Annotated in this window: 20 protein-coding genes and 1 pseudogene; 6 read left to right on the top strand and 15 right to left on the bottom strand. The window is 61.1% G+C overall.

Going from position 1 to position 23,063, the window contains the following annotated elements; all coding sequences use genetic code 11:
• Nucleotides 1–5: 5 nt before the first annotated feature.
• The 6 genes and pseudogenes from ACA066_RS01830 (at nt 6) to ACA066_RS01805 (ending at nt 4,404) form a co-directional block, all read left to right on the top strand.
• Nucleotides 6–284, top strand: a complete 279-nt coding sequence (locus ACA066_RS01830) for a twin-arginine translocase TatA/TatE family subunit (protein WP_497697886.1) — start codon at nt 6–8, stop codon at nt 282–284.
• 10 nt (nt 285–294) lie between these two features.
• Nucleotides 295–747: a Sec-independent protein translocase protein TatB gene (tatB, locus tag ACA066_RS01825; protein ID WP_497697885.1), complete on the top strand. Its 453-nt coding sequence runs from the start codon at nt 295–297 to the stop codon at nt 745–747.
• Entirely contained in the window at nt 744–1,538 is a 795-nt protein-coding gene (gene tatC, locus ACA066_RS01820; protein ID WP_008025235.1) for a twin-arginine translocase subunit TatC, read from the top strand. The genes tatB and tatC overlap by 4 nt, the downstream gene beginning before the upstream one ends.
• Entirely contained in the window at nt 1,535–2,242 is a 708-nt protein-coding gene (locus ACA066_RS01815) for a 16S rRNA (uracil(1498)-N(3))-methyltransferase (protein WP_497697884.1), read from the top strand. Before tatC ends, ACA066_RS01815 begins: the two co-directional genes overlap by 4 nt.
• A gap of 224 nt (nt 2,243–2,466) precedes the next feature.
• Nucleotides 2,467–3,546, top strand: a pseudogene (locus ACA066_RS01810) (methyl-accepting chemotaxis protein); the annotation flags it as partial.
• On the top strand, nt 3,532–4,404 hold the full coding sequence (locus ACA066_RS01805) for a methyl-accepting chemotaxis protein (RefSeq protein ID WP_497699794.1): 873 nt from the start codon (nt 3,532–3,534) through the stop codon (nt 4,402–4,404). The pseudogene ACA066_RS01810 and the gene ACA066_RS01805, both read left to right, overlap by 15 nt.
• A gap of 142 nt (nt 4,405–4,546) precedes the next feature.
• On the opposite strand, the gene ACA066_RS01800 is transcribed toward ACA066_RS01805, so the two are convergent.
• From ACA066_RS01800 to ACA066_RS01730, 15 genes are all read right to left on the bottom strand, one after another.
• Nucleotides 4,547–5,281, bottom strand: coding sequence for an amino acid ABC transporter ATP-binding protein (locus ACA066_RS01800; RefSeq protein WP_253435182.1), 735 nt, complete (start codon nt 5,279–5,281; stop codon nt 4,547–4,549).
• Nucleotides 5,274–6,233, bottom strand: a complete 960-nt coding sequence (locus ACA066_RS01795) for an amino acid ABC transporter permease (protein ID WP_497697883.1) — start codon at nt 6,231–6,233, stop codon at nt 5,274–5,276. The genes ACA066_RS01800 and ACA066_RS01795 overlap by 8 nt, the downstream gene beginning before the upstream one ends.
• A 131-nt stretch (nt 6,234–6,364) precedes the next feature.
• Nucleotides 6,365–7,162: a transporter substrate-binding domain-containing protein gene (locus tag ACA066_RS01790; RefSeq protein ID WP_497699793.1), complete on the bottom strand. Its 798-nt coding sequence runs from the start codon at nt 7,160–7,162 to the stop codon at nt 6,365–6,367.
• Between the two features lie 187 nt (nt 7,163–7,349).
• A complete protein-coding gene (gene mdoH / locus ACA066_RS01785; protein ID WP_497697882.1) occupies nt 7,350–9,920 on the bottom strand; it encodes a glucans biosynthesis glucosyltransferase MdoH in 2,571 nt (856 codons plus the stop codon).
• On the bottom strand, nt 9,913–11,727 hold the full coding sequence (locus ACA066_RS01780) for a glucan biosynthesis protein G (protein ID WP_497697881.1): 1,815 nt from the start codon (nt 11,725–11,727) through the stop codon (nt 9,913–9,915). Before ACA066_RS01780 ends, mdoH begins: the two co-directional genes overlap by 8 nt.
• A gap of 321 nt (nt 11,728–12,048) precedes the next feature.
• Nucleotides 12,049–12,486: a D-aminoacyl-tRNA deacylase gene (gene dtd / locus ACA066_RS01775; protein WP_497697880.1), complete on the bottom strand. Its 438-nt coding sequence runs from the start codon at nt 12,484–12,486 to the stop codon at nt 12,049–12,051.
• Nucleotides 12,483–13,454, bottom strand: coding sequence for a prolyl aminopeptidase (gene pip / locus ACA066_RS01770; RefSeq protein WP_497697879.1), 972 nt, complete (start codon nt 13,452–13,454; stop codon nt 12,483–12,485). Before pip ends, dtd begins: the two co-directional genes overlap by 4 nt.
• A gap of 81 nt (nt 13,455–13,535) precedes the next feature.
• The gene (locus ACA066_RS01765; RefSeq protein WP_497697878.1) at nt 13,536–14,489 is read right to left on the bottom strand and encodes an alpha/beta hydrolase; all 954 of its coding nucleotides are present in this window, start codon (nt 14,487–14,489) and stop codon (nt 13,536–13,538) included.
• 175 nt (nt 14,490–14,664) lie between these two features.
• A complete protein-coding gene (locus ACA066_RS01760) occupies nt 14,665–15,621 on the bottom strand; it encodes a choline ABC transporter substrate-binding protein (protein WP_497697877.1) in 957 nt (318 codons plus the stop codon).
• Nucleotides 15,622–15,893: 272 nt separating this feature from the next.
• Nucleotides 15,894–16,697 (bottom strand): N-formylglutamate deformylase, encoded by an 804-nt coding sequence (gene hutG / locus ACA066_RS01755; protein WP_497697876.1) that lies wholly within the window; start codon nt 16,695–16,697, stop codon nt 15,894–15,896.
• A 10-nt stretch (nt 16,698–16,707) separates the two neighbouring features.
• Nucleotides 16,708–17,913 (bottom strand): imidazolonepropionase, encoded by a 1,206-nt coding sequence (hutI, locus tag ACA066_RS01750; RefSeq protein ID WP_497697875.1) that lies wholly within the window; start codon nt 17,911–17,913, stop codon nt 16,708–16,710.
• A 101-nt stretch (nt 17,914–18,014) separates the two neighbouring features.
• Nucleotides 18,015–19,547, bottom strand: coding sequence for a histidine ammonia-lyase (hutH, locus tag ACA066_RS01745; RefSeq protein ID WP_497697874.1), 1,533 nt, complete (start codon nt 19,545–19,547; stop codon nt 18,015–18,017).
• A gap of 115 nt (nt 19,548–19,662) precedes the next feature.
• Nucleotides 19,663–21,186: a histidine ammonia-lyase gene (gene hutH, locus ACA066_RS01740; RefSeq protein ID WP_497697873.1), complete on the bottom strand. Its 1,524-nt coding sequence runs from the start codon at nt 21,184–21,186 to the stop codon at nt 19,663–19,665.
• Between the two features lie 154 nt (nt 21,187–21,340).
• Entirely contained in the window at nt 21,341–22,171 is an 831-nt protein-coding gene (locus ACA066_RS01735) for a quaternary amine ABC transporter ATP-binding protein (RefSeq protein ID WP_497697872.1), read from the bottom strand.
• On the bottom strand, nt 22,168–23,019 hold the full coding sequence (locus ACA066_RS01730; RefSeq protein WP_008058061.1) for an ABC transporter permease: 852 nt from the start codon (nt 23,017–23,019) through the stop codon (nt 22,168–22,170). The genes ACA066_RS01735 and ACA066_RS01730 overlap by 4 nt, the downstream gene beginning before the upstream one ends.
• Nucleotides 23,020–23,063: the final 44 nt, after the last annotated feature.

The raw sequence follows: 23,063 nt of genomic DNA, 5'->3' as shown, positions 1-23,063 counted from the left end.
GCAACATGGGCATTTTTGACTGGAAACACTGGATCGTCATCCTGGTTGTTGTCGTTTTGGTGTTCGGCACCAAGAAACTGAAAAACCTCGGTACTGACGTGGGCGAGTCGATCAGGGGCTTTCGCAAAGCCATGAATGATGAAGACAAACCCGTCGACCCTACCGTGACCCCGGCCCAACCGGTGCCACCGGTTCAACCACAAACCACACAGTCCGTGAACCAGCCGCACACCATCGACGTGCAGGCGCAAAAAGTCGAAGAGCCGATCCGCAAAGACGTGTGAGCACTGACTAATGTTTGGTATCAGCTTCTCTGAACTGCTGCTCGTCGGCCTTGTGGCCCTGCTGGTGCTGGGCCCCGAACGTCTGCCGGGGGCTGCGCGCACGGCCGGCCTGTGGGTCGGGCGTCTGAAGCGCAGCTTCAACGCGATCAAACAGGAAGTTGAACGTGAAATCGGTGCCGACGAGATTCGTCGGCAACTGCACAACGAGCACATTCTGTCGCTGGAACAGGAGGCGCGGAAGATTTTCACGCCGACTCAGCAGGAAGCCACTCCGGTTCAGCCGGTGGCGGAGCAGACGATCCATGCATCGACAACAGAATCCGCGCCTGCTGCTGCGCCGACGGAAACCGTGAAAGCGGTCGAAGCGGCGCCGGTCGTGGCGCATGTAGAACCCGTTGCTCATGCCGCCGCGCCGACAACGCCGGCTCCTCACGACACCACTTTGCCGCCGCGAGCCCCATGAGCGATCTCCCAGAAAACGACCAGCACATGCCGCTGGTTTCGCACCTCACCGAGTTGCGTACCCGTCTGCTGCGCTGCGTAGCGGCGATCTTCATCATCTTCGCCGGGTTGTTCGCCTTCACCCAGCAGATCTACACCTTCGTCTCCACGCCACTGCGGCAATACCTGCCGGTGGGCGCGACGATGATCGCCACCGACGTGTCGTCGCCGTTCCTGACGCCGCTGAAGCTGACCATGATGGTGTCGCTGTTCCTGGCGATCCCGGTGATCCTGCATCAGATCTGGGGCTTCATTGCGCCAGGCCTGTACAAGCATGAAAAACGCATCGCCGTCCCCTTGCTGGTATCGAGCATCATGCTGTTCTACGCCGGTATGGCGTTCGCCTACTACCTGGTGTTCCCGCTGATCTTCAAATTCTTCGCCGCCGCCACCCCGGCCGGCGTGGAGATGATGACCGACATCAGCAGCTACCTCGACTTCGTCATGACGTTGTTCTTCGCCTTCGGCGTGGCGTTTGAAATCCCGGTGGCGGTGGTGCTGCTGGTGTGGATCGGCGTGGTCGACGTCAAATACCTGAAGAAAATCCGCCCGTACGTGATCATTGGCTGCTTCGTGGTCGGCATGATCCTGACGCCACCGGACATCTTTTCGCAGACGCTGCTGGCCGTACCGATGTGGCTGCTGTTTGAAATCGGCATCCTGTTCGGCGGCCTGATCAGCAAACGCGGCGACCATCCGGACGACCAGCCGGTTGACGATCACAACGACCAGCCGCCAGCGACCCAAGCGTGAACCTGCTGCTCCTCGAAGAGGCCGATTTCATTGCGGCCGACCGGGCGATCCTGCGTGATCGCCGGTTGACGCACATGCAGGAAGTCCACCGCTGTGAAGTGGGTGACAGCCTGCGCGTCGGGCGTATCGGCGGCCTGATGGGTTCGGCCGAAGTGCTGCGCCTGGACACTGATGAAGCCGAACTGCGCGTCACCCTCGACCAACCGCCACCGGCCAAGCTGCCGCTGACCCTGGTATTGGCCCTTCCGCGGCCAAAAATGCTGCGTCGGGTGTTTCAGACCGTGGCAGCCATGGGTGTGCCGCGGATCGTGCTAGTGAATAGCTACCGCGTCGAGAAGAGCTTCTGGCAGACACCGTTTCTCGAACCTGAAGCGATTCGCGAGCAACTGATCCTCGGCCTCGAACAGGCCCGGGACAGCGTGTTGCCTGAAATTGTCATCGAAAAGCGCTTCAAACCGTTCGTCGAAGATCGACTGCCAGCGATCACCGAAGGCACCCTCGGCCTGGTCGGTCATCCCGGCAATTACCCGCCCTGCCCCCGCGGCCTGAGCGAACCGGTGACACTGGCCATCGGCCCGGAAGGCGGCTGGATTCCCTACGAAATCGATTTGCTCGGCAAATCCGGCCTGCAACCGGTACAGCTCGGCGAGCGCATCCTGCGCGTCGAAACCGCCGTCACCGCGTTGCTCGCCCGCCTGTTCTGACCCCATCCCTGAGCTTCACTCCAAACCCAGTGGCGAGGGAGCTTGCTCCCGCTTGGTCGCGAAGCGGCCATCGTTTTTATTCCCCGATATCGCGGTGACTGGTTTTACGACTGCTTCGCAGCCGAGCGGGAGCAAGCTCCCTCGCCACAGGTTACCCATGCCAAACTTGCGTCGTGCCTACAGATTCCCGCCCACCAGCCGATACACCTCCCATAAAACCAATAATGGTCCGAGGGAGTTGCAGCATGTACCGATGGCTAGCCGAGAAACTGGGGAACGTCAGCGTTAATCGCAAACTGGGTGTCGGCTTCGGTCTGGTGCTGCTTCTGACGTTGTTGATCACCGTTACCGGCTGGACCGGCCTGAGTGACGTGATCAGTCGCGGTGACAAGCTGGGGTTCATTTCCAGCCTCAATGAGTTGACCAAGGACTTGCGCCTGGCCCGCCTGGATTACGAGATGCGCCGTGGCGAACAAGGACCGGGCGCCGTCAACGACCTGCTCGGCCAACTCGACACCGGACTGAAAACCGCGCGCACGCTGATCGAACAACCGGCCGACGTAGCGATGATCGACCAGCAATTGGCTGCCGTCAGCGAATACAAACAAGCCTTCGCCGCCATGACCCAGGCGGGCGCCAACCGCGAAGACGCTCGCAGCAAACTCGGCGCCACGGCCGATAACGCCGTGGCACGCGTGGCCGAAGTCGAAAAATCCATGCTGCAAGGTGAAAGCGTCGCCGATTTCAACAGCGTGATCGATCTGAGCAAACTGATCCAGCAGGCCCGTTTCCAGGTGCGCGGCTATACCTACAGTGGCAAGACCGAAGCCGAACAACCGGCGCTGGATGCCATCGACAATGCGCTGAAAAACCTCGAAAGCCTGCCATCCAGATTGCCGGAACAGCACATCGCCAACCTGCAACAAGCCACGGACTCGCTCAAGGCCTACCGCGCCGCTGTCAGCCAGTTCCGCGACTCCCAGGTCGCCAGCGCCGCCGCTCTGAAACGCATGGCCGCGCAAGGCGACATCCTGCTCGACGTCAGCAAAAAACTCACCGCCTCGCAAACCGTCGTGCGTGACACCGATGCGGCACACGCCAAACACATGCTGTTGCTGGCCACCGCCCTGGCGCTGGTCTTCGGCCTCTTCGCGGCATGGGCGATCACCCGGCAGATCGTCATTCCATTGAGCCAGACGCTGAAAGTGGCCGAGCGCATTGCCGCCGGCGACTTGACCCAGAACCTCGTTTCCGAGCGCCAGGACGAACTCGGTCAACTCCAGCGCGCCATGCAGAACATGACCCTGGGCCTGCGCGAATTGATCGGCGGCATCAGCGATGGCGTCACGCAAATCGCCAGCGCCGCCGAAGAACTGTCCGCAGTGACCGAGCAGACCAGCGCCGGGGTCAACAGCCAGAAGGTCGAGACCGATCAGGTGGCAACCGCAATGAACGAAATGACCGCCACCGTGCAGGAAGTCGCACGCAACGCCGAAGAAGCCTCTGAAGCCGCTCTTGCCGCCGATCAGCAGGCCCGCGAAGGTGACAAGGTAGTCGGCGAAGCCATCGCGCAGATCGAGCGCCTGGCCCTTGAAGTCGGCAACTCCACCGAAGCCATGGGTCACCTGAAACGCGAAAGCGACAAGATCGGCAGCGTGCTCGACGTGATCAAATCCGTCGCCCAGCAAACCAACCTGCTGGCGCTTAACGCCGCGATCGAAGCCGCCCGCGCCGGTGAAGCAGGGCGTGGTTTTGCGGTGGTCGCCGATGAAGTACGCAGCCTGGCCCAGCGCACCCAGAAGTCCACCGAAGAAATCGAAGAGCTGATCGTCGGCCTGCAAACCGGCACCCAGCAAGTCGCGACCATCATGGACAACAGCCGCAGCCTGACCGACAGCAGCGTCGAACTGACCCGCCGTGCCGGTGGCTCACTGGAAAGCATCACCCGCACCGTGTCGGCGATCCAGTCGATGAACCAGCAGATCGCCGCAGCGGCCGAGCAGCAGAGCGCGGTGGCTGAAGAGATCAACCGTAGCGTGCTCAACGTACGCGATGTGTCCGAGCAGACCTCGGCAGCCAGCGAAGAAACTGCGGCCTCCAGCGTCGAGCTGGCGCGGTTGGGGACGCATTTGCAGATGCTGGTGGGCAGGTTCAAGGTTTGAGGTGATTTGCATGCCTCGGTCCGCTTGGAACCGAGTTGATGCAATCGCCAGCAGGCTGGCTCCCACAGGGTTTGGTATGAACACCACAAATCCACTGTGGGAGCTAGCCTGCTAGCGATTAGCGGCCTCCAAGGCGCTGCTGTTAGAGGACCTGACGAAGGAAGGCCTGCGCCCGCGGATCCTTCGGTGCATCAAAGAATTCCGCCGGCGAAGCATCTTCCAACAGTTTGCCGTGATCAAAGAACAGCACCCGATCCGCCACTTCCCGCGCAAAGCCCATCTCGTGGGTAACGCAGACCATGGTCATGCCTTCCACGGCCAGGGTCTTCATCACGTCCAGCACTTCGCCAACCATTTCCGGATCGAGCGCCGAGGTCGGCTCATCGAACAGCATGACCTTGGGTTCCATGGCTAATGCGCGGGCAATCGCCACGCGCTGTTGCTGACCGCCGGACAGGCGCGACGGATACTCGTTGGCCTTCTGCGCAATACCAACCTTTTCCAGCAACGCCAACGCCTTGGCCTCGCGTTCCTTCTTGCCGCGCTTGCGCACGACCTTCTGGGCGAGGCAGAGGTTTTCCAGCACGGTCATGTGCGGAAACAGGTTGAAATGCTGGAACACCATGCCAACTTCGCGGCGGTAGGCATTGACGTCGGTTTTCGGGTCGGCCAGTTGCAGGCCGTCGATGCTCACCGAGCCCGAGTCGAATTCTTCCAGGCCATTGAGGCAGCGCAGGAAGGTCGACTTGCCGGAACCGGACGGCCCGATCACCACCAGCACTTCGCCCTTGGCGACGGTTGTGCTGACGTTATCCACCGCGCGCACCACATGGCCGCGGGTGTCGAAGACTTTTACCAGATCGCGGACTTCAATCACTTTGCGCGAGCCTCCGCTCAAGCCGGCTGGCGATTTTCGACAGCGGCAGGTTGATCAACAAATACAGGCCGGCCACGCAGAACAGGATTTCGAACGGCGAAAACGAGGTGGTGATGACTTCGCGACCGCTTTTCAGCAGCTCGGTAATCGCGATCACCGACACCAGCGAGGTGTCCTTGACCAGGCTGATGAATTGCCCGGCGAGCGGCGGCAGTACGCGTTTGAACGCTTGCGGCAGCACCACATGGCGCATCGACTGGCCCGCGCTCAAACCCAGCGAGCGAGCGGCTTCGTTCTGACCTCGGGCGATGGATTGCACGCCGGAGCGGATGATTTCCGCGACATACGCACCGGTGAACAACGACAGCGCCGCGATCCCGGCGAATTCCCGCGACAGGTTCATCACGGTGCCGATGAAGAAGTAGAAAATGAAAATCTGCACCAGCAACGGTGTACCGCGCACCAGTTCGACGTAAATCGTCGAGAGGTCACGCAGGGTCGGGTTGTTCGACAGACGGCACAGGCCGGTGGCCAGGCCGATCAGCAAGCCGAGCACGCCCGACACCACGGACAGCCACAAGGTGGTCCAAAGACCCCACATCAGCGGTCCTGCGGCCCAATGGCGAGTCACGCCGATCACGTCGCCTTCAGCCACATCATCGCCCTGGGCGACTTGCAGGCTGTTGTCGTCGACGGTCAGGTACTGCTCGGCACCCGCGTCGTTCCGCAGGGTGACTTCAGCCTTGTCGCCTTTGCGCACCAGTTCGCTGACGGTCGAAATGTCGGCGGCGCGCTGGGATTCTTCGGCATGGTAGGCGAAGTACTGCGGTACGCGGTTCCAGCGCCATTCGTAGGACATCAGCGAGGTGGCGTAATACAACGCGCCGGCCAGGCCGATCAGCACCAGCACGGTCAAAACGTGCCAGGGCCATTGGGCTTTTTTCTGCTTCATTGCGGGTTCCGGAATTTGTGTTGCCTTGGAGGCCGTCATCGCCAGCAGGCTGGCTCCCACAGGGGAATGCATTTCAGTGTGGGAGCCAGCCTGCTGGCGATGGAGCGCGGCGCGGTCAGTCTGACCGGCGCTTATTCCATGCCCTTGAGCCAGGCGGTGTCTTTGAACCACTTGTCATGGATGCGATCGTAGGTGCCGTCTTCGCGGATCTGGTGCAGGAAGTTGTTGATGAAGTTGATGCTGTCGTAGTCACCCTTCTTCAGACCGAAGGCCAGCGGCTCGTAGGTGAACGGCTTGTCGAGGAACACCAGCTTGCCGTTGCCGACCTTGTTCACGGCCACAACGTTGTATGGCGCGTCGTAGATGAAGGCGTCGGCCTTGCCGTTGACCACGTCGAGCACCGCTTCCTGCTCGTTGTCGTAGCCGTGGTACTTGGCTTTGGAGATCAGCTTTTTGGCAACCATTTCGCCGGTGGTGCCGAGCTTGGAGGTGATGCGGTAGTCGGCGGTGTTCAGGTCTTTGTAGGACTTGATGGTGCCTTCCAGCTCCTTGCGGATCAGCAAGGTCTGGCCGACCACGATGAACGGTTCGCTGAAGTTCAGGCGCAGGTTGCGCTCCTGGGTCAGGGTCATGCCGCTGCCGATCATGTCGAACTTGTCGGTCAGCAGGGCCGGGATGATGCCGTCGTAACCGGTGGACACCAGTTCCAGCTTGACGCCCATGGCCTTGGTCATGGCTTTGAGGATGTCGACTTCGAAACCGATGATCTCGCCGCGCTTGTTGGTCATTTCGAACGGCATGTAGGTCGGGTCCATGCCGACTTTCAGCGTGCCGCGCTTGACCGCGTCATCGATGGCACCGGCCTGCGCCGCGCTGACTGCAACCAATGCCGTGACACCGACCAGCAGCATCGACAGAAACTTCTTCATCATCATGTCCCCAAACCCATTGCGTTATGAGGCGCGCAAACGGCGGCTCCCCTCAGGAAACGCATCGATACGGACAAAAATTATCCGGGCGCACCAATTCGGGGACGGATCCTAACGTACTCGCTCGTTTGCACAAGTGTTTGGGAACGATGAGACAAAAAAAACCCCGCTTTCGCGGGGTTCTTTGTTATGCCAACTGCGGTTGCGCACTCAGTGGCTTGAGCGGCAGCAGCGGCGCATGGGGATCGGCTTTCACCGATTGGCGCCAGGCTTTCAGCCAATCCGGATGACCTTCGTTCCAGACCTGCTCATGCAAACGAGCCAGTGCCACCGGATCGCTCAGCAGTTGCACCCGCTCATTGTTGGTCAGACCGTCAGGCCCGACTTTCATTGCATGGCGTACCCGTTCGATCCGCAGCCACTCGATCGGCTCGGCTTCACGGTGACGCGAAGTCGCCAGCGAGCATGCCAGGGCGTTCTGCTGAGGATCGACCACCGAACGGATGAAGCCGTCTTTCAGCGCGTGGTAACGGTTTTCATGGGTGTACTGGTCGGTTGCCAGCAACGCCTGTGGCGGATTGTATTCCTCAGGGATCAGGAACAGGCTCTCGTCACGGGACTTGAGACCCAGGCCCACGCGACTGGAGATCACCGACACCGGAATCGACAGCATCAACGAACCGACGATCGGCACCAGCCACCAGAGGAAGCTCGGATTCAGCCAGATCACCAGCAGCGCCCAGAAGAAGCCCAGCAGGGTTTGCGGACCGTGGCGCTTGACTGCTTCGCTCCACGGCGTGGAGTCGTCGTCACGTTGCGGCGAGTTCCAGGTCGCGGCCCAGCCCAGGAATGCAGCGAGCACGAAGCGGGTGTGGAAAATCATCCGCACCGGCGCCAGCAACATGGAGAACAGTACCTCCAGCAGCATCGACATAGTCACCTTGAACTTGCCGCCGAACTCTTTCGCGCCCTTGGCCCAGATCAGGATGATGCTCAACAACTTCGGCAGGAACAGCAGCACGATGGTGGTCGAGAACAACGCGATCGCCTTGTCCGGGTGCCATTGTGGCCACAACGGATAGAGCTGACGCGGTTCCAGGAAGTACTGCGGCTCCATCAGCGTGTTGACCGCCAGCAGCGCCGTCGACAGCACGAGGAAGAAGAACCACAGCGGCGCCGACAGGTAAGACATCACGCCGGTCAGGAACACCGCACGGTGAACCGGGTGCATGCCCTTGACCAGGAACAGACGGAAGTTCATCAGGTTACCGTGGCACCAGCGACGGTCACGCTTGAGTTCGTCCAGCAGGTTCGGCGGCAGTTCTTCGTAGCTGCCCGGCAAGTCGTAGGCAATCCACACGCCCCAGCCGGCACGGCGCATCAGCGCGGCTTCGACGAAGTCGTGAGACAGGATCGCACCAGCGAACGCGCCTTTACCCGGCAACGGCGCCAGGGCGCAGTGCTCGATAAACGGCTTCATGCGGATGATCGCGTTGTGGCCCCAGTAGTGGGATTCGCCCAACTGCCAGAAGTGCAGACCGGCGGTAAACAGCGGACCGTACACACGGGTCGCAAACTGCTGCATGCGCGCATACAGCGTGTCCATGCCCGAAGCACGCGGCGCGGTTTGAATGATCCCGGCGTCCGGCGTGGCTTCCATCAAGCGCACCAGACTGGTCAGGCACTCGCCGCTCATCACGGAGTCAGCGTCGAGCACGACCATGTACTTGTAGTCACCACCCCAGCGACGGCAGAAGTCGTCGAGGTTGCCGCTTTTGCGTTTTACCCGACGGCGGCGGCGGCGATAGAAGATCTTGCCGAAGCCCTTGGCTTCACGGCAGACGTCCAGCCAGGCCTGCTGCTCGGCAACACAGATATCGGCATCGTTACTGTCGCTGAGGACGAAAAAGTCGAAGCGATCCAGGTCACCCGTGGCGGCCACCGACTCGAACGTCGCGCGCAAACCGGCGAACACCCGAGGCACGTCTTCGTTGCAGATCGGCATCACCAGTGCGGTGCGCGCGTCCTTGGCGATCGGCTCGTTGCCGGCACTTTTACCGGAAATGCGGTATTTGTCGTGACCGGTGAGCAACTCAAGGAAGCCCATCAGTGCCGTCCAGAAACCGGCCGACACCCAGCAGAACAGAATCCCGAACAGAATCAGGATGCTGGTTTGCAGTGCATACGGCAGCACTTGCGTGACGGTTTGCATCAGGGGTTGATGCAGGACTTCGTTCAGGTCGACGAACGACCAGCCCTGGTACGGCATGATGCCTTTCATGTACCAGCCGGCGACGATGGTTTGACCGAGCATCAGTACCAGCAGGATGTAACGTCGGATCGAACCGACGGTGCGCCAGCGAGCCGCCGGCAGCACGTTCTCGTCCTTCGGCGGGGCCGGCGGATTGGTGCGACCGGTCAGACGCCGCCAGCCACGCACCAGAATGTTGGTACGCCACGGCTCGGGCACGACTTTGGTCCGGCGGATCGGCGGGGTTGCCTTGAGGCAAACCCGACCGCTGGCGTCGAGCGCCAGCATTTCCGCTTCTTCCAGCTCTTCTGCGGTGTTCAGGGTCAGACGACGGCCCACCGAGGCTTGAGCAGCCTCGGTCGGTGCGTCGAACGTCGAGGACGACAAACGCTGGTGCAACTCGCTGAAGGACTGGCAGCCCGCGAGTTCCGCGCGCTGCTGGTCGGTCATCGGTAAATGCGCCAGATACTCGGCAAGAGTCTCTGGCTGAACTTGAGAATTACTCATCGGCAGGCAACTGGTAGCTCCAGGTCTCGGTCAGGACTTCTTCAGTCGGTGCCGATTCCGGTGTGGCTGGGGCCGCGTCCGCAGCAGCTGGCTGCATGGCGTCTTTGTTGTCCTTGTCCTTGGCATCTACGACTGGCTTGGCCTCGGCCTGTTTGGTCTCGGCGGCCTTGGCTTCCTTGTCCGCTTTCTCCGCTTGCCTGGCAGCAACCTTGTCAGCCTTGGCAACAGAAGAATTGGACGCTGGAACCGAAGACTTGGCGAGATCAGCAGGCACGATGTTCTGGACCAGTGCTGCACGCAGCTCTGTGGACTTGCCCGGATCCTTGATCTTCATCCGCAGGGTCAGGCGCCAGCCTTTGGTTTCAGGGTTGTAACGCACACTGTTCTCGACCAGCTCGGCGTTGTCGCCAACGCTGACCTGGCTGCGAACGTCCGCATCCGGGGACAAGGCCGCCAGGGACGGGCCTTCGAAGTCCACCAGGTAGGCAACGCTGCCGTCCGGCTGGCGAATCAGGTTGGACTGTTTCACGTCACCCGTGGAACGCAGGGTCTGTTGGACCCAAGCGCTGTCAGGCGCGTGAAGCGCGGCTTCGTCGATGGTCCAGTGCATGCGGTAGCCGAACTCCAGCGGCTGGCCAGGCTCCGGCAGTTTTTCCGGACTCCAGAACGCAACGATGTTGTCGTTGGTTTCGTCGGCGGTCGGGATTTCAACCAGGTCGACAGAACCCTTGCCCCAGTCGCCTTTTGGCTCGATCCAGGCACTTGGGCGTTTGTCGTAGCGGTCATCGAGGTCTTCGTAGTGACTGAAGTCACGGCCACGTTGCAGCAAGCCGAAACCACGCGGGTTCTCGATCGAGAAGTTGCTCACCGCCAGGTGTTTCGGGTTGTTCAGCGGGCGCCAGATCCACTCACCGTTGCCGGCATGGATCGACAGACCGCTGGAGTCATGCAGTTCGCGACGATAGTTCAACACTTTGGAAGGCTGGTTCGCGCCAAACAGGAACATGCTGGTCAGCGGCGCAACGCCGAGCTTGGTGACCTTGTCACGCAGGAACATTTGGGCCTTGACGTCGACAACGGTGTCGCTGCCCGGACGCAGGGTCAGGCGATACGCACCGGTGGCGCGTGGCGAATCCAGCAGGGCGAAGATCACCAGGTGCTTGTCACCCGGTTTTGGCTGTTCAATCCAGAACTCGGTGAAACGCGGGAATTCTTCGCCGGACGGCAACGCGGTATCGATGGCCATGCCGCGAGCGGACAAGCCATACGTGTGACCCTTGCCTATAACGCGGAAGTAACTCGCGCCGAGCATGGTCATGATTTCGTCTTGCTTGTCGGCCTTGTTGATCGGGTACAGCACACGGAAGCCGGCATAACCCAGCTGTTCGGTGGCTTTAGGATCGAACTTGACATCGCCGAAATCGAAACGACTTGGATCGTACTTGATCTCTTCGACGGTGTTAGCCGTGATTTCGTTGATTTTCACCGGCGTATCGAAGTGCATGCCCTGGTGATAGAAGGACAGCTTGAACGGGGTTTTCTGATCAGCCCACTCCGCTTTCTCGGTGCGGAAGCGAATTTTCTGATAGTCCGCGAATTTCATTTCACGGAATTCGTTCGGCAGGTTACTGCGCGGGGCTTCGTACTTCTGCCCGGCCAGCTCCTTTGCCTTGGCCGACACGTCATCCAGACTGAATGCCCAAAGCTGGCCGGCGCTGAGCAGGCAGAGCAGGGCAGAGCCCGCTACCAGAGCGCTTCGTAACCGTTTGGCAGACAATTTTGGTGCAATACAGGGACTAACAATCACGAGCAACCCTCGCCGAAAACAGATCAAAAAACCAACGGCCAGTTAAAGAGTTTGTGAGGTGTGCGGCATGAAAATCCCGCCCCTACAAACCACTCTTGCCAAGTTGGCGAGCATTGTTCCGACTCCTATGGGGCCAAATGATTCCCCAACAGGTCCAGGACAAGTCTCTACCTAAGTCAAAATGGACCAACGAACGCTGATCCCCGTAGCGCGCGATTATCTAGTAGGCCGCGTTACAACGCATCAGGCGCAACAAAGTATTTATCGCGAAAAAGCCCTGTTTTCAGTGAAAAAGCCCTTAAAAACTTGTTTCAAGCACTTTCAGGTCTGTAACAGGAAGGTTACCGGGCCATCATTGACCAGGTGCACCTGCATATCCGCGCCGAATCTACCTGATGCCACAGTGCCATGCACCTGTTTCGCTTTCCCTAATAGATAGTCGAAAAGCTCCTTGCCCAGCGCCGGAGGGGCAGCGGTCGAAAAACCCGGGCGCAACCCGCTTCTGGTGTCGGCGGCCAGGGTGAACTGAGAGACCAGCAGCAACCCGCCACCGACATCCGCCAGGGACAGATTCATCTTGCCCTCGGCGTCACTGAATACACGATAGTTAAGCAGCTTATGCAGAAGTTTGTCGGCGCTGGCCCGAGTATCCTCGGGCTCGACCGCTACCAGAACCAGCAAACCCTGATCGACTGCACCTACCACCTCCCCCGCTACCTCGACTCGCGCGCCACGCACGCGTTGCAACAGGCCCTTCATGCTTCTTCAGGGGACAGGTCGAGCAAGCGCCGGGCCATCTGATTGGCGGCGCGCACCAGTGCATCGGTAATGCCCGGCTCGGAAGCGGCATGCCCGGCGTCACGGATGACCTGCAATTCACTGTTCGGCCAGTTCTGATGCAATTCCCAGGCGTTATCCAGTGGACAGATCACGTCATAACGACCGTGCACGATCACGCCTGGCAAATGGGCGATCTTGCCCATGTCGCGGATCAGCTGGTTCGGCTCGAGGAACGCATTGTTGGTGAAGTAATGACATTCAATGCGGGCAATCGACAACGCGCGCTGTGGCTCGGAGAAACGATCGACCACCAGCGGGTTCGGGCGCAAGGTCGCCGTCCGGCCTTCCCAGGTGGACCAGGCCTTGGCCGCGTGCATCTGAGCAATCTGGTCGTTGCCGGTCAGGCGTTTGTGGAAAGCGCTGAGCAGGTCTTCGCGCTCATCCTGCGGGATCGGCGCGATGTAGTCCTGCCAGTAATCGGGGAACAGACGGCTGGCGCCCGCCTGATAGAACCATTCGATTTCCTGCGGACGGCAGAGAAAAATCCCGCGCAGAATCAGACCGTGCACACGCTCCGGGTGGGTTTGCGCGTAGGCCAGCGCCAGGGTCGAGCCCCACGAACCGCCGAACAGCACCCATTTGTCGATGCCCAGGTGCTGGCGAATCCGCTCAAGGTCGGCAACCAGATCCCAGGTGGTGTTGTTTTCCAGGCTGGCGTGGGGGGTGGAGCGACCGCAACCGCGCTGGTCGAAGGTGACGATGCGATACAGGTTCGGATCAAAAAAGCAGCGACTCTGTGCATCACACCCGGCGCCGGGACCGCCGTGGATGTACACCACCGGCAAACCTTCCGGTGAACCGCTTTCGTCGACATACAGGGTGTGGGTTTCATCGACGGCCAGATCGTGCCGGGCGTGGGGTTTGATCTGCGGGTACAAAGTCTGCATTGCGCGCTCCGTAAGGGGTCGAGGTCATCCCTGGGGGGACTTCTATTATTCTGCCGTCCGGCATCATAAACCCGAATTACGTCAATGAGCATGCCCTTGCTGAGCCAGAGTTTTGTCGCCCGTTTTTTCAGCCAGATAGCCGAGCAGCGTTTCATAGAGCGCATCGACCTCGGCGACCTGGCCCCGCCCTCGCAAACAGCCGTGAACCAGCCCCTCGCCGTAATAAAGTGTTGCGACCACGCCCGCGGCGTTCAGTCGTTCGGCGTAATGCACACCGTCATCGCGCAGCGGGTCGAATTGCGCCACGGCGATCAGCGCCGGCGGCAAGCCGCCGAGATCCTCGGCGAGCAACGGCATCGCATAGGCGCCCGGCTGTCGACTGCCGCGCAAGTACAAGGCGTGATAACAGTCCACGTCACTGCTGCTGAGCAACGGCGCGTCGACGCATTCGCTGCGCGACGCCAGTCGCTGGTCGCCACCGAGGCCGGGATAGATCAGGACCTGCGCAGCCGGCAATGGCTCACCCGCGTCGCGCAATGCCAGGCAAAGCGCGGCGGCGAGATTACCACCGGCACTGTCGCCGGCCACCAGCGTACGCGCGGGATCAAGCGGGAATGGCCCGGTTCGCAACGCCCGCCACACACCCAGACAATCGTTGAACCCCGCCGGAAACGGATGCTCCGGCGCCAGACGGTAATCGACGGCGATCACCAACACGCGGAGCGTCGACGCCAGTTCGGCGCAGATGAAGTCGTGGGAATCCAGATCCCCCACCACCCAACCGCCGCCGTGCAGATACACAATGCACGGGCCACCGCCGGTCGACGGCGAAACCGGCGGCTGATACGAGCGCACCGGCACGCCGGCCAATTCAAAATCCACCACGTACAGCCCGGCGGGACGTGGCGGGGTGAATGCCCGACACATCTCGCTGTAGGCCTGGCGCAGCCCGGCGAGGCTGCTGTCAGTGCTGTTGAAGCTGATGGTTTTCTCGACGAAAACCGCCATCTGTTCGGAAAGCGGGTAAGAAGCCATGAGCCTGTTGCCAGTCAGTCCAGCGGTTGGTGAATGTGCGGCTTTTGTGGCGAGGGCGCTTGCCCCCGTTCGAGTGCGTAGCACTCGCAAAATCTACGGTCTATCCGATATCTTGGGGCCGCTTCGCAGCCCAACGGGGGCAAGCCCCCGCCACAGTGGTCTCGTTCGCCCTTGGTCAGTTTTTCAGGCTGGCCTGTACGGTGGCTACGCCGTCCTTGCCATCAAAACTGGTGACGCCTGCGAGCCAGCGTTGCAGATCTTCAGGGTGATCACGCAGCCATTGCCTGGCAACGTCCTGCGGCGTCTTGCGCTCCATGATCGGCACCATCAGCTGACTTTCCTGAGCGGCGGTGAACGTCAGGTTCTCCAGCAATCGGTTCACGTTCGGGCAACGTTCGGCGTAGTCCGGTGACGTCACGGTGGAGACCGTGGCCGCCCCTTCGTTCGGCCCGTAAACATCTTCGCTGCCGGTCAGGTAGGTGATTTTCATGTTGATGTTCATCGGGTGCGGGGTCCAGCCGACGAACACCACGAACTCCTTGCGATTCACCGCCCGCTGAACGGCGGCCAGCATGCCGGCCTCACCGGACTCGATCAGCTTGAAATCCTTCAAGCCGAAGTGATCGGTCTCGATCATGGTTTTTATGGTGGTGTTGGCGCCGCTGCCCGGCTCGATGCCGTAGATCTTGCCGCCGAGCTTGTCTTTGAATTTGGCGATGTCGGCGAAGGTTTTCAGCCCGGCGTCGGCGACGTACTCCGGCACGGCGAGCGTTGCCTGGGCGTCGGCCAGGCTGGGTTTGGCCATGACCTTCAGCTGATTGGCGGCCACGAACGGGGCAATGTTGCTGTCCATCGCCGGTTTCCAGTAACCGAGGAAGATGTCGAGGCGCTTGTCGCGGATGCCGGCGAAGATGATTTGCTGCACGGCGCTGGTCTGCTTGCTTTCGTAGCCAAGGCCGTTGAGCAACACATCGGCCATGCCGCTGGTGGCGATCACGTCGGTCCAGTTGACCACGCCCATGCGCACGGCTTTGCAGGAAGCGTCGTCACTGGCCAGAACACTGGTGCTCAGGAGAGCGGTACCGCAGAGGATTGAGAGACAGCGGGTGAACAAACCTTTGGTGCTTGTCATAGAGGGCGTTCTCGTGCGGCAGATTATTGTGAGGGCCGGTGTCTTTGTGCACCGTGGCCCGAACATTACGCAGCGTCGAGAGGGGAAAAGCGAACTGTGGCGACTGAGATTTGCACGGTGGCGACAGAATCCAAGAGGTATCGACGCGAATGTAAACCTGTGGCGAGGGGGCTTGCCCCCGTTCGAGCGCGAAGCGGTCGCAGATTTTTTGGGGCTGCTCCGCAGCCCAACGGGGGCAAGCCCCCTCGCCACAAGAACTCGCTGCCGCAGGGTTATGCGTTGTAGTGCTTTTCGCCCCACGCCAGCAGCCCTTGCAGCAATTCCTTGAGCACCACTTGCGTTGGCGCCGCCAGGTCCGGGCGATAGCGGAACGGCTCAAACTCTTCCATGTAAGTGCACTGTCCCAACTCCAGTTGCACCGCGTGAATGTTTTCCGCCGGATTGCCGTAGTGCCGGGTGATGTGGCCGCCCTTGAAACGACCGTTCAGCACATGGCTGTAGTCGTCGTGCCGCGCGCAGATCGCTTCCAGTTGAGTGGCCAACTGTGGATCGCAACTGGCGCCGTTGAACGTGCCGAGGTTGAAGTCCGGCAGCTTGCCGTCAAACAGGTGCGGGATGATCGAGCGGATCGAATGCGCATCGAACAGCAGCGCATAGCCGAATTCGGCTTTCAGCCGCGCCAATTCGTTCTGCAGCGTGCTGTGATACGGCGTCCAGACCTGTTCCAGATAGGTCGCGCGCTTCGCTGCCGAAGGCTCCATACCCTCACGGAACAACGGAATGCCGTCGAACAGCGTCGCCGGGTACAGGCCGGTGGTCGCTCCTGCGTACAAAGGCTTGTCGTCGGACGGTCGGTTCAGGTCGATGACAAACCGCGAGTACTCGGCGGCCAACGTACTGGCGCCAAGCTCGGCGGCGAACTCGTAAAGCCTGGGGATGTGCCAGTCGGTGTCCGGCAGGCTTTTCGCGTCGGGGATCAACCCGGCTTCGACCGCCGGGGTCAGGCGCAGGCCGGCGTGGGGCATGCTGATCAGCAGCGGCACGTGGCCTTGTTTGAAGTTCAGAACCTTATCCACAACTGTTCTCCTAAACGCACGTTTCAACGCCGTGACGCACGACGCGTTTCTCCAGGTCACCGCCCAGCCAGTACGACAGGTCGGCGGGACGATCGATTTGCCAGGCGACGAAGTCCGCGAACTTGCCGACTTCCAGCGAGCCATGTGTCTCGGCCATGCCCAACGCGGTGGCGGCATGAATCGTTGCACCGGCCAGGGCTTCTTCCGGGGTCATGCGGAAACAGGTGCAGGCCATGTTCAGCATCAGGCGCAGCGACAGCGCAGGCGAAGTGCCGGGATTGAGGTCGCTGGCGATAGCGATTTTCACGCCGTGTTTGCGCAGCGCGTCCATCGGCGGCAATTGGGTTTCACGCAGGAAGTAGAACGCGCCGGGCAGCAACACGGCAACGGTGCCGGACTCGGCCATGGCGATGGCGTCTTCTTCGGTCATGAACTCCAGGTGGTCGGCCGACAGTGCGTGATAACGCGCCGCCAGACTCGAACCGTGCAGCGACGACAATTGCTCGGCGTGCAGTTTCACCGGCAAGCCGAGCTCTTGTGCGGTGATGAACACGCGCTCGACCTGCGCCGGCGAAAACGCCAGGTATTCGCAGAACGCGTCCACCGCATCTACCAGGCCTTCGGTGGCGAGCGCGGGGAGCATCTCGGCGCAGATGTGATCGATGTAGTCGTCGGCGCGGTCCACATACTCCGGCGGCAAGGCGTGGGCCGCCAGGCAGGTGCTGCGCACGCTGATCGGCAGTTCGGCGCCGAGACGACGAATCACTCGCAGGATCTTGCGTTCGCTGGCCAGGTCCAGGCCGTAGCCGGATTTCATTTCGACCGTGGTCACGCCGTCGCGCATCAGGCTTTTCAGACGCTTGGCGGCGCTGGCGAACAGCTCGTCTTCGGTTGCCGCGCGGGTGGCGCGTACGGTACTGGCAATGCCGCCACCGGCTGCTGCGATTTCCGCATAGCTGACGCCTTGCAGACGCTGTTCGAATTCACCGCTGCGGTTACCGCCGAACACCGTATGGGTGTGGCAGTCGATCAGGCCCGGGGTGACCCAGGCCCCTTTCAAATCGTTGACGGCAGGGTATTCGCCCACCGGCAGTTCAGCGCGAGGGCCGATCCACTCAATGCGCGCACCGGACGTCACGATGGCCGCATCCTCGATGATCGAGTAGACGCCTTGCGCCATGGTTGCGACGTGGCAGTGTTGCCAGAGGGTTTTCATCCCTTAGTCTCCACAGTATTCAAATTCGAATCGCCAGCAGGCTGGCTCCCACAGGGATGCGCAATGCAACTGTGGGAGCCAGCCTGCTGGCGATGAGTACATCACAGGCTCGGCAAAAGCCTGGCCGCGACCAGTTCATTCAGGCAACGCGTCGCCAACAGCTCAGTCGCCGCATTGATGTCCGGCGCAAAGAAGCGATCCTTCTCATAGAAAGGCACTTCTCTACGCAGAATCGCCCGAGCCTTTTCCAGTTTCGGCGAAGTCTTCAGACCATCACGCAGGTCCAGCCCCTGAACTGCAGCCAACCATTCCACCGCCAGAACCCCGCGAGTGTTTTCCGCCATTTCCCACAAACGCTTCCCGGCAGCCGGTGCCATGGACACGTGGTCTTCCTGGTTCGCCGACGTCGGCAGGCTGTCCACCGAATGCGGATGGGACAACGCCTTGTTTTCACTGGCGAGGGCCGCAGCAGTCACTTGAGCGATCATGAAACCGGAGTTCACGCCGCCATTGGCCACCAGGAACGGCGGCAGTTGTGACATGTGCTTGTCCATCATCAGCGAGATGCGGCGTTCGCTCAGCGAGCCGATTTCAGCGATGGCCAAGGCCATGTTGTCGGCGGCCATCGCGACGGGTTCGGCGTGGAAGTTACCGCCGGAGATCACGTCACCTTCAGCAGCAAACACCAACGGGTTATCCGAGACGGCGTTGGCTTCGACGGCAAGCACCTCGGCGGCCTGACGGAACTGGGTCAGGCAGGCGCCCATGACTTGCGGCTGGCAGCGCAGGGAGTACGGGTCCTGAACTTTTTCGCAGTTCTGGTGCGAGTCGGAGACTTCACTGCGCTCGCCCAGCAGGTCGCGGTAAGCGGCAGCGGCGTCGATCTGGCCTTTCTGGCCACGCGCGGCGTGAATGCGCGCGTCGAACGGCGAGCGCGAACCCAGCACCGCTTCGACGGTCAGACCGCCCAAGGCCAGGGCGCCCGCAAACAGATCTTCACCTTCAAACAGACCGCGCAGCGCGTAAGCGGTGGACACCTGAGTGCCGTTGAGCAGCGCCAGGCCTTCTTTCGCGGCCAGGGTCAGCGGAGTCAGGCCGGCGACTTTCAGCGCTTCGGTGGCTTCCATCCATTCGCCTTTGTAGCGCGCCTTGCCTTCACCCAGCAGCACCAGCGACATGTGGGCCAACGGCGCCAGGTCGCCGGAGGCACCGACCGAACCTTTCAATGGAATGTGCGGGTAAACCTCGGCGTTGATCAGGGCGATCAGCGCGTCGATGACCACGCGGCGAATACCGGAGAAACCACGGCTCAGGCTGTTGACCTTGAGCACCATGACCAGTCGCACCAGCGCGTCGCTGATCGGCTCGCCCACACCGGCGGCGTGGGACAGCACCAGCGAGCGCTGCAGGTTTTCCAGGTCTTCGCTGGCGATGCGGGTCGAGGCCAGCAGGCCGAAACCGGTGTTGATGCCGTAGGCGGTGCGGTTCTCGGCGAGGATCTGTTCCACGCAGGCAACGCTGGCTTCGATCTGCGCCGAGGCGCTGTCGTCGAGGGTGATTTTGACCGGTTGCTGATAGATATCACGCAGTTGGGCAAGGCTCAGTTGGCCGGGGATCAGGTTTAGCGCAGTCATTTCGAGCTCCTTTTGAGAGTTTTTTATTAACTCACCAGACGCTCCGGAGATGTCCGTTGTCCGTCGCGTCTCGCCTTTTGGGGAGCCGCGCCTTGGCACGCTGGTGTTGTGGAAATCAGTTCAGATTCGGTAAAGCCTTGCGCAGCAAAATCGGGTCTTTCAACACGCTTGCTGCAGCGGCGATATCGGGCGCCAGCCAGCGGTCCTGATCGTAAGCCGGAACCCGTTCACGCAGCAGACGCCATGCGGTATCGGTGCCGGCGCCGAAGCGCTGTTCTTTCAGGAATTCAAATGCCTGAGCCGCCAGCAGGTACTCGATGGCGAGGATCTGCGTGCAGTTTTCCAGCGCGCGTTGCAGCTTCAGCGCGGCGTTGGTGCCCATGCTCAGGTGGTCTTCCTGCAAGCCCGAAGTGACGTAGTTGTCGAGCACCGCCGGTTGCGCCAGTTGACGGTTTTCCGCACACAGCGAAGCGGCGACGTATTGCACGATCATCATCCCGGAGTTCACCCCCGGATTGGCCACCAGGAATGCCGGCAGACCGCTGACATGCGGGTTGATCAAACGGTCGAGACGTCGCTCGGCGATGGAGCCGATTTCCGCCATGGCGATGGCCAGCAAATCAGCGGCCATGGCCACGGACTGACCGTGCGGGTTGGCCTGGGACATGATGCGGAAATTGTCCGGCGTGCCCAGCAGCAACGGGTTGTCGGTGCAACCGTTGAGTTCGGTTTCGATCTGTTGAATCGCGTGCGCCAGTTGATCCCGTGCAGCGCCGTGGACCTGCGGGATCGAACGGATGCTCAGCGCATCCTGGGTGCGGATGCCTTTGCTCGACGCAATCACTTCACTGCCATCGAGCAGTGAACGCAGGTTGATACCGACCTGCTGCATGCCCGGGTGCGGTTTGAGGGCGATGATTTCGGCATCGAACGCCGCGATCTGGCCGCGCTGGGCCTCGAAGCTCATGGCGCCGATCACGTCGGCCCATTGCAGCAGGCGCGTGGCATCGGCAATCGCCAGGGAGCTGAGGCCGGTCATGCACGGCGTGCCGTTGACCAGGCACAAGCCGTCTTTGGCGCCGAGTTGAACCGGATGCAGACCTTCTTCAGCCAGGGCCTGTTGCGCAGGAACGATCTGCCCGCGATAGCTGACATTGCCGACGCCCAGCAACGCGATGCCGATGTGCGCCATGTGGGTCAGGTAACCCACCGAGCCCTGGGACGGCACTTGCGGGGTGATACCGCGATTGAGCAGCGCCAGCAGCGCTTCGACCACCCGGCGATGAATGCCGGACTTGCCGTGGCTGTAGTTGCGGATCGCTGCGCACATGATCGCGCGCGTCTGTTCGTCGGCCAGTGGCGCGCCAACGCCACAGGCGTGACTGAGCAAGGTGTTGCGCGACAGCTGGCTGAGTTGCTCGTCTTTCAGAGAGACGTTGCACAGCGCACCCAGACCGGTGTTGACGCCGTAAGCGCGTTCGCCGCTGGTGACGATGCGCTGGACGATCGCCTGAGCGTTCTCGATCCGCGCCCAGGCCTGGGTCGACAGCTCGAGCGGCGCGCCGTGGCGGGCTACGGCGACCACATCCTGCCAACGCAGAGGGGCGTGGGCGATAACGATATTTTCAGCCTGGGACATCTGGAGCCTCATAAATAATTCATGGCCATGTGACAACTGTGGCGAGGGAGCTTGCTCCCGCTGGGCTGCGTAGCGGCCCCAAAATTTTGCGACCGCTGCGCGCTCGAGCGGGAGCAAGCTCCCTCGCCACAAAAGCAGTCCCGCCACAAACCTCTTAAACCACAGCCGCCCGCCGCTGTACGAACCGGTCGACATACTCATCCGCCGGCGAATGCAGGATCTCTCGCGGCGTGCCGACCTGAATCAGGCGGCCATCCTTGAGGATCGCGATGCGGTTGCCGATGCGCACGGCCTCGTCGAGGTCGTGGGTGATGAAGACGATGGTCTTGTGCAGGGTCTTTTGCAGTTCCAGCAACTGGTCCTGCATCTCCGCGCGGATCAGCGGATCGAGCGCACTGAACGCTTCGTCCATCAGGATGATGTCGGTGTCCGCCGCCAAGGCACGAGCCAGGCCCACACGCTGCCGCATGCCGCCCGAGAGCTGATGCGGGTATTTGTTTTCGTAGCCCTTGAGGCCCACGGTATTGATCCAGTGCAGCGCGCGCTCGGAGCACATTTGCTTGGTCTCGCCACGCACTTTCAGGCCGTAGGCGACGTTGTCCACCACGGTCTTGTGCGGCAGCAGGCCGAAGCTCTGGAACACCATGCTGATCTTGCGCCGGCGAAATTCGCGCAGGGCTTCCATGTCGTATTGCAGGATGTCCACGCCATCCACCAGGATCGCGCCGCTGGTTGGGTCGATCAGGCGGTTGAAGTGGCGCACCAGGGTCGATTTGCCGGAACCGGACAGGCCCATGATCACGAAGATCTCGCCGCTACCGATGCTCAACGACAGGTCGTTCACGCCGACCACACAGCCGGTTTCGGCCAGCACCTGATCCTTGGTCTTGCCCTGGCCAATCATGCCCAGCGCTTCCCTGGAACGGTTGCCGAAAATCTTGAAGACGTTTTTGACTTCGATCTTGCTGATGGCTTCGTTGTTCATTTGCTCACCTCATGCCGTGCACGACCGTACGCCTGTGTAATGCGGTCGATCACCACTGCCAGAATCACGATCGCCAGACCGGCTTCAAGGCCACGTCCGACGTTGAGGGTCTGAATCCCCACCAACACATCTTCGCCCAGGCCACGGGCACCGATCATCGAGGCAATCACCACCATCGACAGGGCCATCATGGTGGTCTGGTTGATCCCGGCCATGATGCTCGGCAGGGCCAGCGGCAGTTGCACGCCAAACAGTTGCTGCCAGCGGTTGGCACCAAAGGCGTTGATCGCTTCCATCACTTCGCCGTCAACCTGGCGAATGCCCAGATCAGTCAAGCGGATCAGCGGCGGCGCGGCGTAGATCACGGTGGCGAAAATCGCCGGAACCTTGCCCAGGCCGAACAGCATCAGCACCGGGATCAGGTACACGAAACTCGGCATGGTCTGCATGATGTCCAGCAACGGCATCAGCACCGAACGCAGGCGATTGCTGCGCGCCGAGAGAATGCCCAGCGGAATGCCGATCAGCACCGAAATGACCGTGGCCACCATCATCAGCGCGAGCGTTTGCATCAGCTTGTCCCAGAGGCCGACTGCGCCTACCAGAAACAGCAAACCGACTATGACGGCGGTGGTCACGACTTTACGGGTCGCGTGCCAGGCAACGCCCGCCACGATGGCCAGCATCAGCCACCAGGGCGCCGCACGCAGCAGCCCTTCAAGATTGACGATGGCCCACAATAGGGTGTCGGAGATGCTGCGGAACACGTCGCCGTAGTTGGTGACCAGCGAATCGACCCAACCGTTGACCCAGTCGGCGATGGAAAAGGTAAAGCTTTCGGGAAACATAAGAGACTCTCAATCAAGGGGTTGCGATCAAGCACCGACTGCCA

It is taken from the genome of Pseudomonas sp. LBUM1651, from assembly GCF_059716135.1.
The sequence above is the reverse complement of the archived record's forward strand: the minus strand, read 5'-3'. Positions and strand labels throughout refer to the sequence as shown.

What these genes read in the sequence shown, in the direction of transcription:
- ACA066_RS01830 (WP_497697886.1), top strand. Translation starts at nt 6, where the DNA reads ATGGGCATTTTTGACTGGAAACACTGGATCGTCATCCTGGTTGTTGTC.
- tatB (WP_497697885.1), top strand. Translation starts at nt 295, where the DNA reads ATGTTTGGTATCAGCTTCTCTGAACTGCTGCTCGTCGGCCTTGTGGCC.
- tatC (WP_008025235.1), top strand. Translation starts at nt 744, where the DNA reads ATGAGCGATCTCCCAGAAAACGACCAGCACATGCCGCTGGTTTCGCAC.
- ACA066_RS01805 (WP_497699794.1), top strand. Translation starts at nt 3,532, where the DNA reads ATGCAGAACATGACCCTGGGCCTGCGCGAATTGATCGGCGGCATCAGC.
- ACA066_RS01795 (WP_497697883.1), bottom strand. Translation starts at nt 6,233, where the DNA reads ATGAAGCAGAAAAAAGCCCAATGGCCCTGGCACGTTTTGACCGTGCTG.
- ACA066_RS01790 (WP_497699793.1), bottom strand. Translation starts at nt 7,162, where the DNA reads ATGAAGAAGTTTCTGTCGATGCTGCTGGTCGGTGTCACGGCATTGGTT.
- mdoH (WP_497697882.1), bottom strand. Translation starts at nt 9,920, where the DNA reads ATGAGTAATTCTCAAGTTCAGCCAGAGACTCTTGCCGAGTATCTGGCG.
- dtd (WP_497697880.1), bottom strand. Translation starts at nt 12,486, where the DNA reads ATGAAGGGCCTGTTGCAACGCGTGCGTGGCGCGCGAGTCGAGGTAGCG.
- pip (WP_497697879.1), bottom strand. Translation starts at nt 13,454, where the DNA reads ATGCAGACTTTGTACCCGCAGATCAAACCCCACGCCCGGCACGATCTG.
- ACA066_RS01765 (WP_497697878.1), bottom strand. Translation starts at nt 14,489, where the DNA reads ATGGCTTCTTACCCGCTTTCCGAACAGATGGCGGTTTTCGTCGAGAAA.
- ACA066_RS01760 (WP_497697877.1), bottom strand. Translation starts at nt 15,621, where the DNA reads ATGACAAGCACCAAAGGTTTGTTCACCCGCTGTCTCTCAATCCTCTGC.
- hutI (WP_497697875.1), bottom strand. Translation starts at nt 17,913, where the DNA reads ATGAAAACCCTCTGGCAACACTGCCACGTCGCAACCATGGCGCAAGGC.
- hutH (WP_497697874.1), bottom strand. Translation starts at nt 19,547, where the DNA reads ATGACTGCGCTAAACCTGATCCCCGGCCAACTGAGCCTTGCCCAACTG.
- hutH (WP_497697873.1), bottom strand. Translation starts at nt 21,186, where the DNA reads ATGTCCCAGGCTGAAAATATCGTTATCGCCCACGCCCCTCTGCGTTGG.
- ACA066_RS01735 (WP_497697872.1), bottom strand. Translation starts at nt 22,171, where the DNA reads ATGAACAACGAAGCCATCAGCAAGATCGAAGTCAAAAACGTCTTCAAG.
- ACA066_RS01730 (WP_008058061.1), bottom strand. Translation starts at nt 23,019, where the DNA reads ATGTTTCCCGAAAGCTTTACCTTTTCCATCGCCGACTGGGTCAACGGT.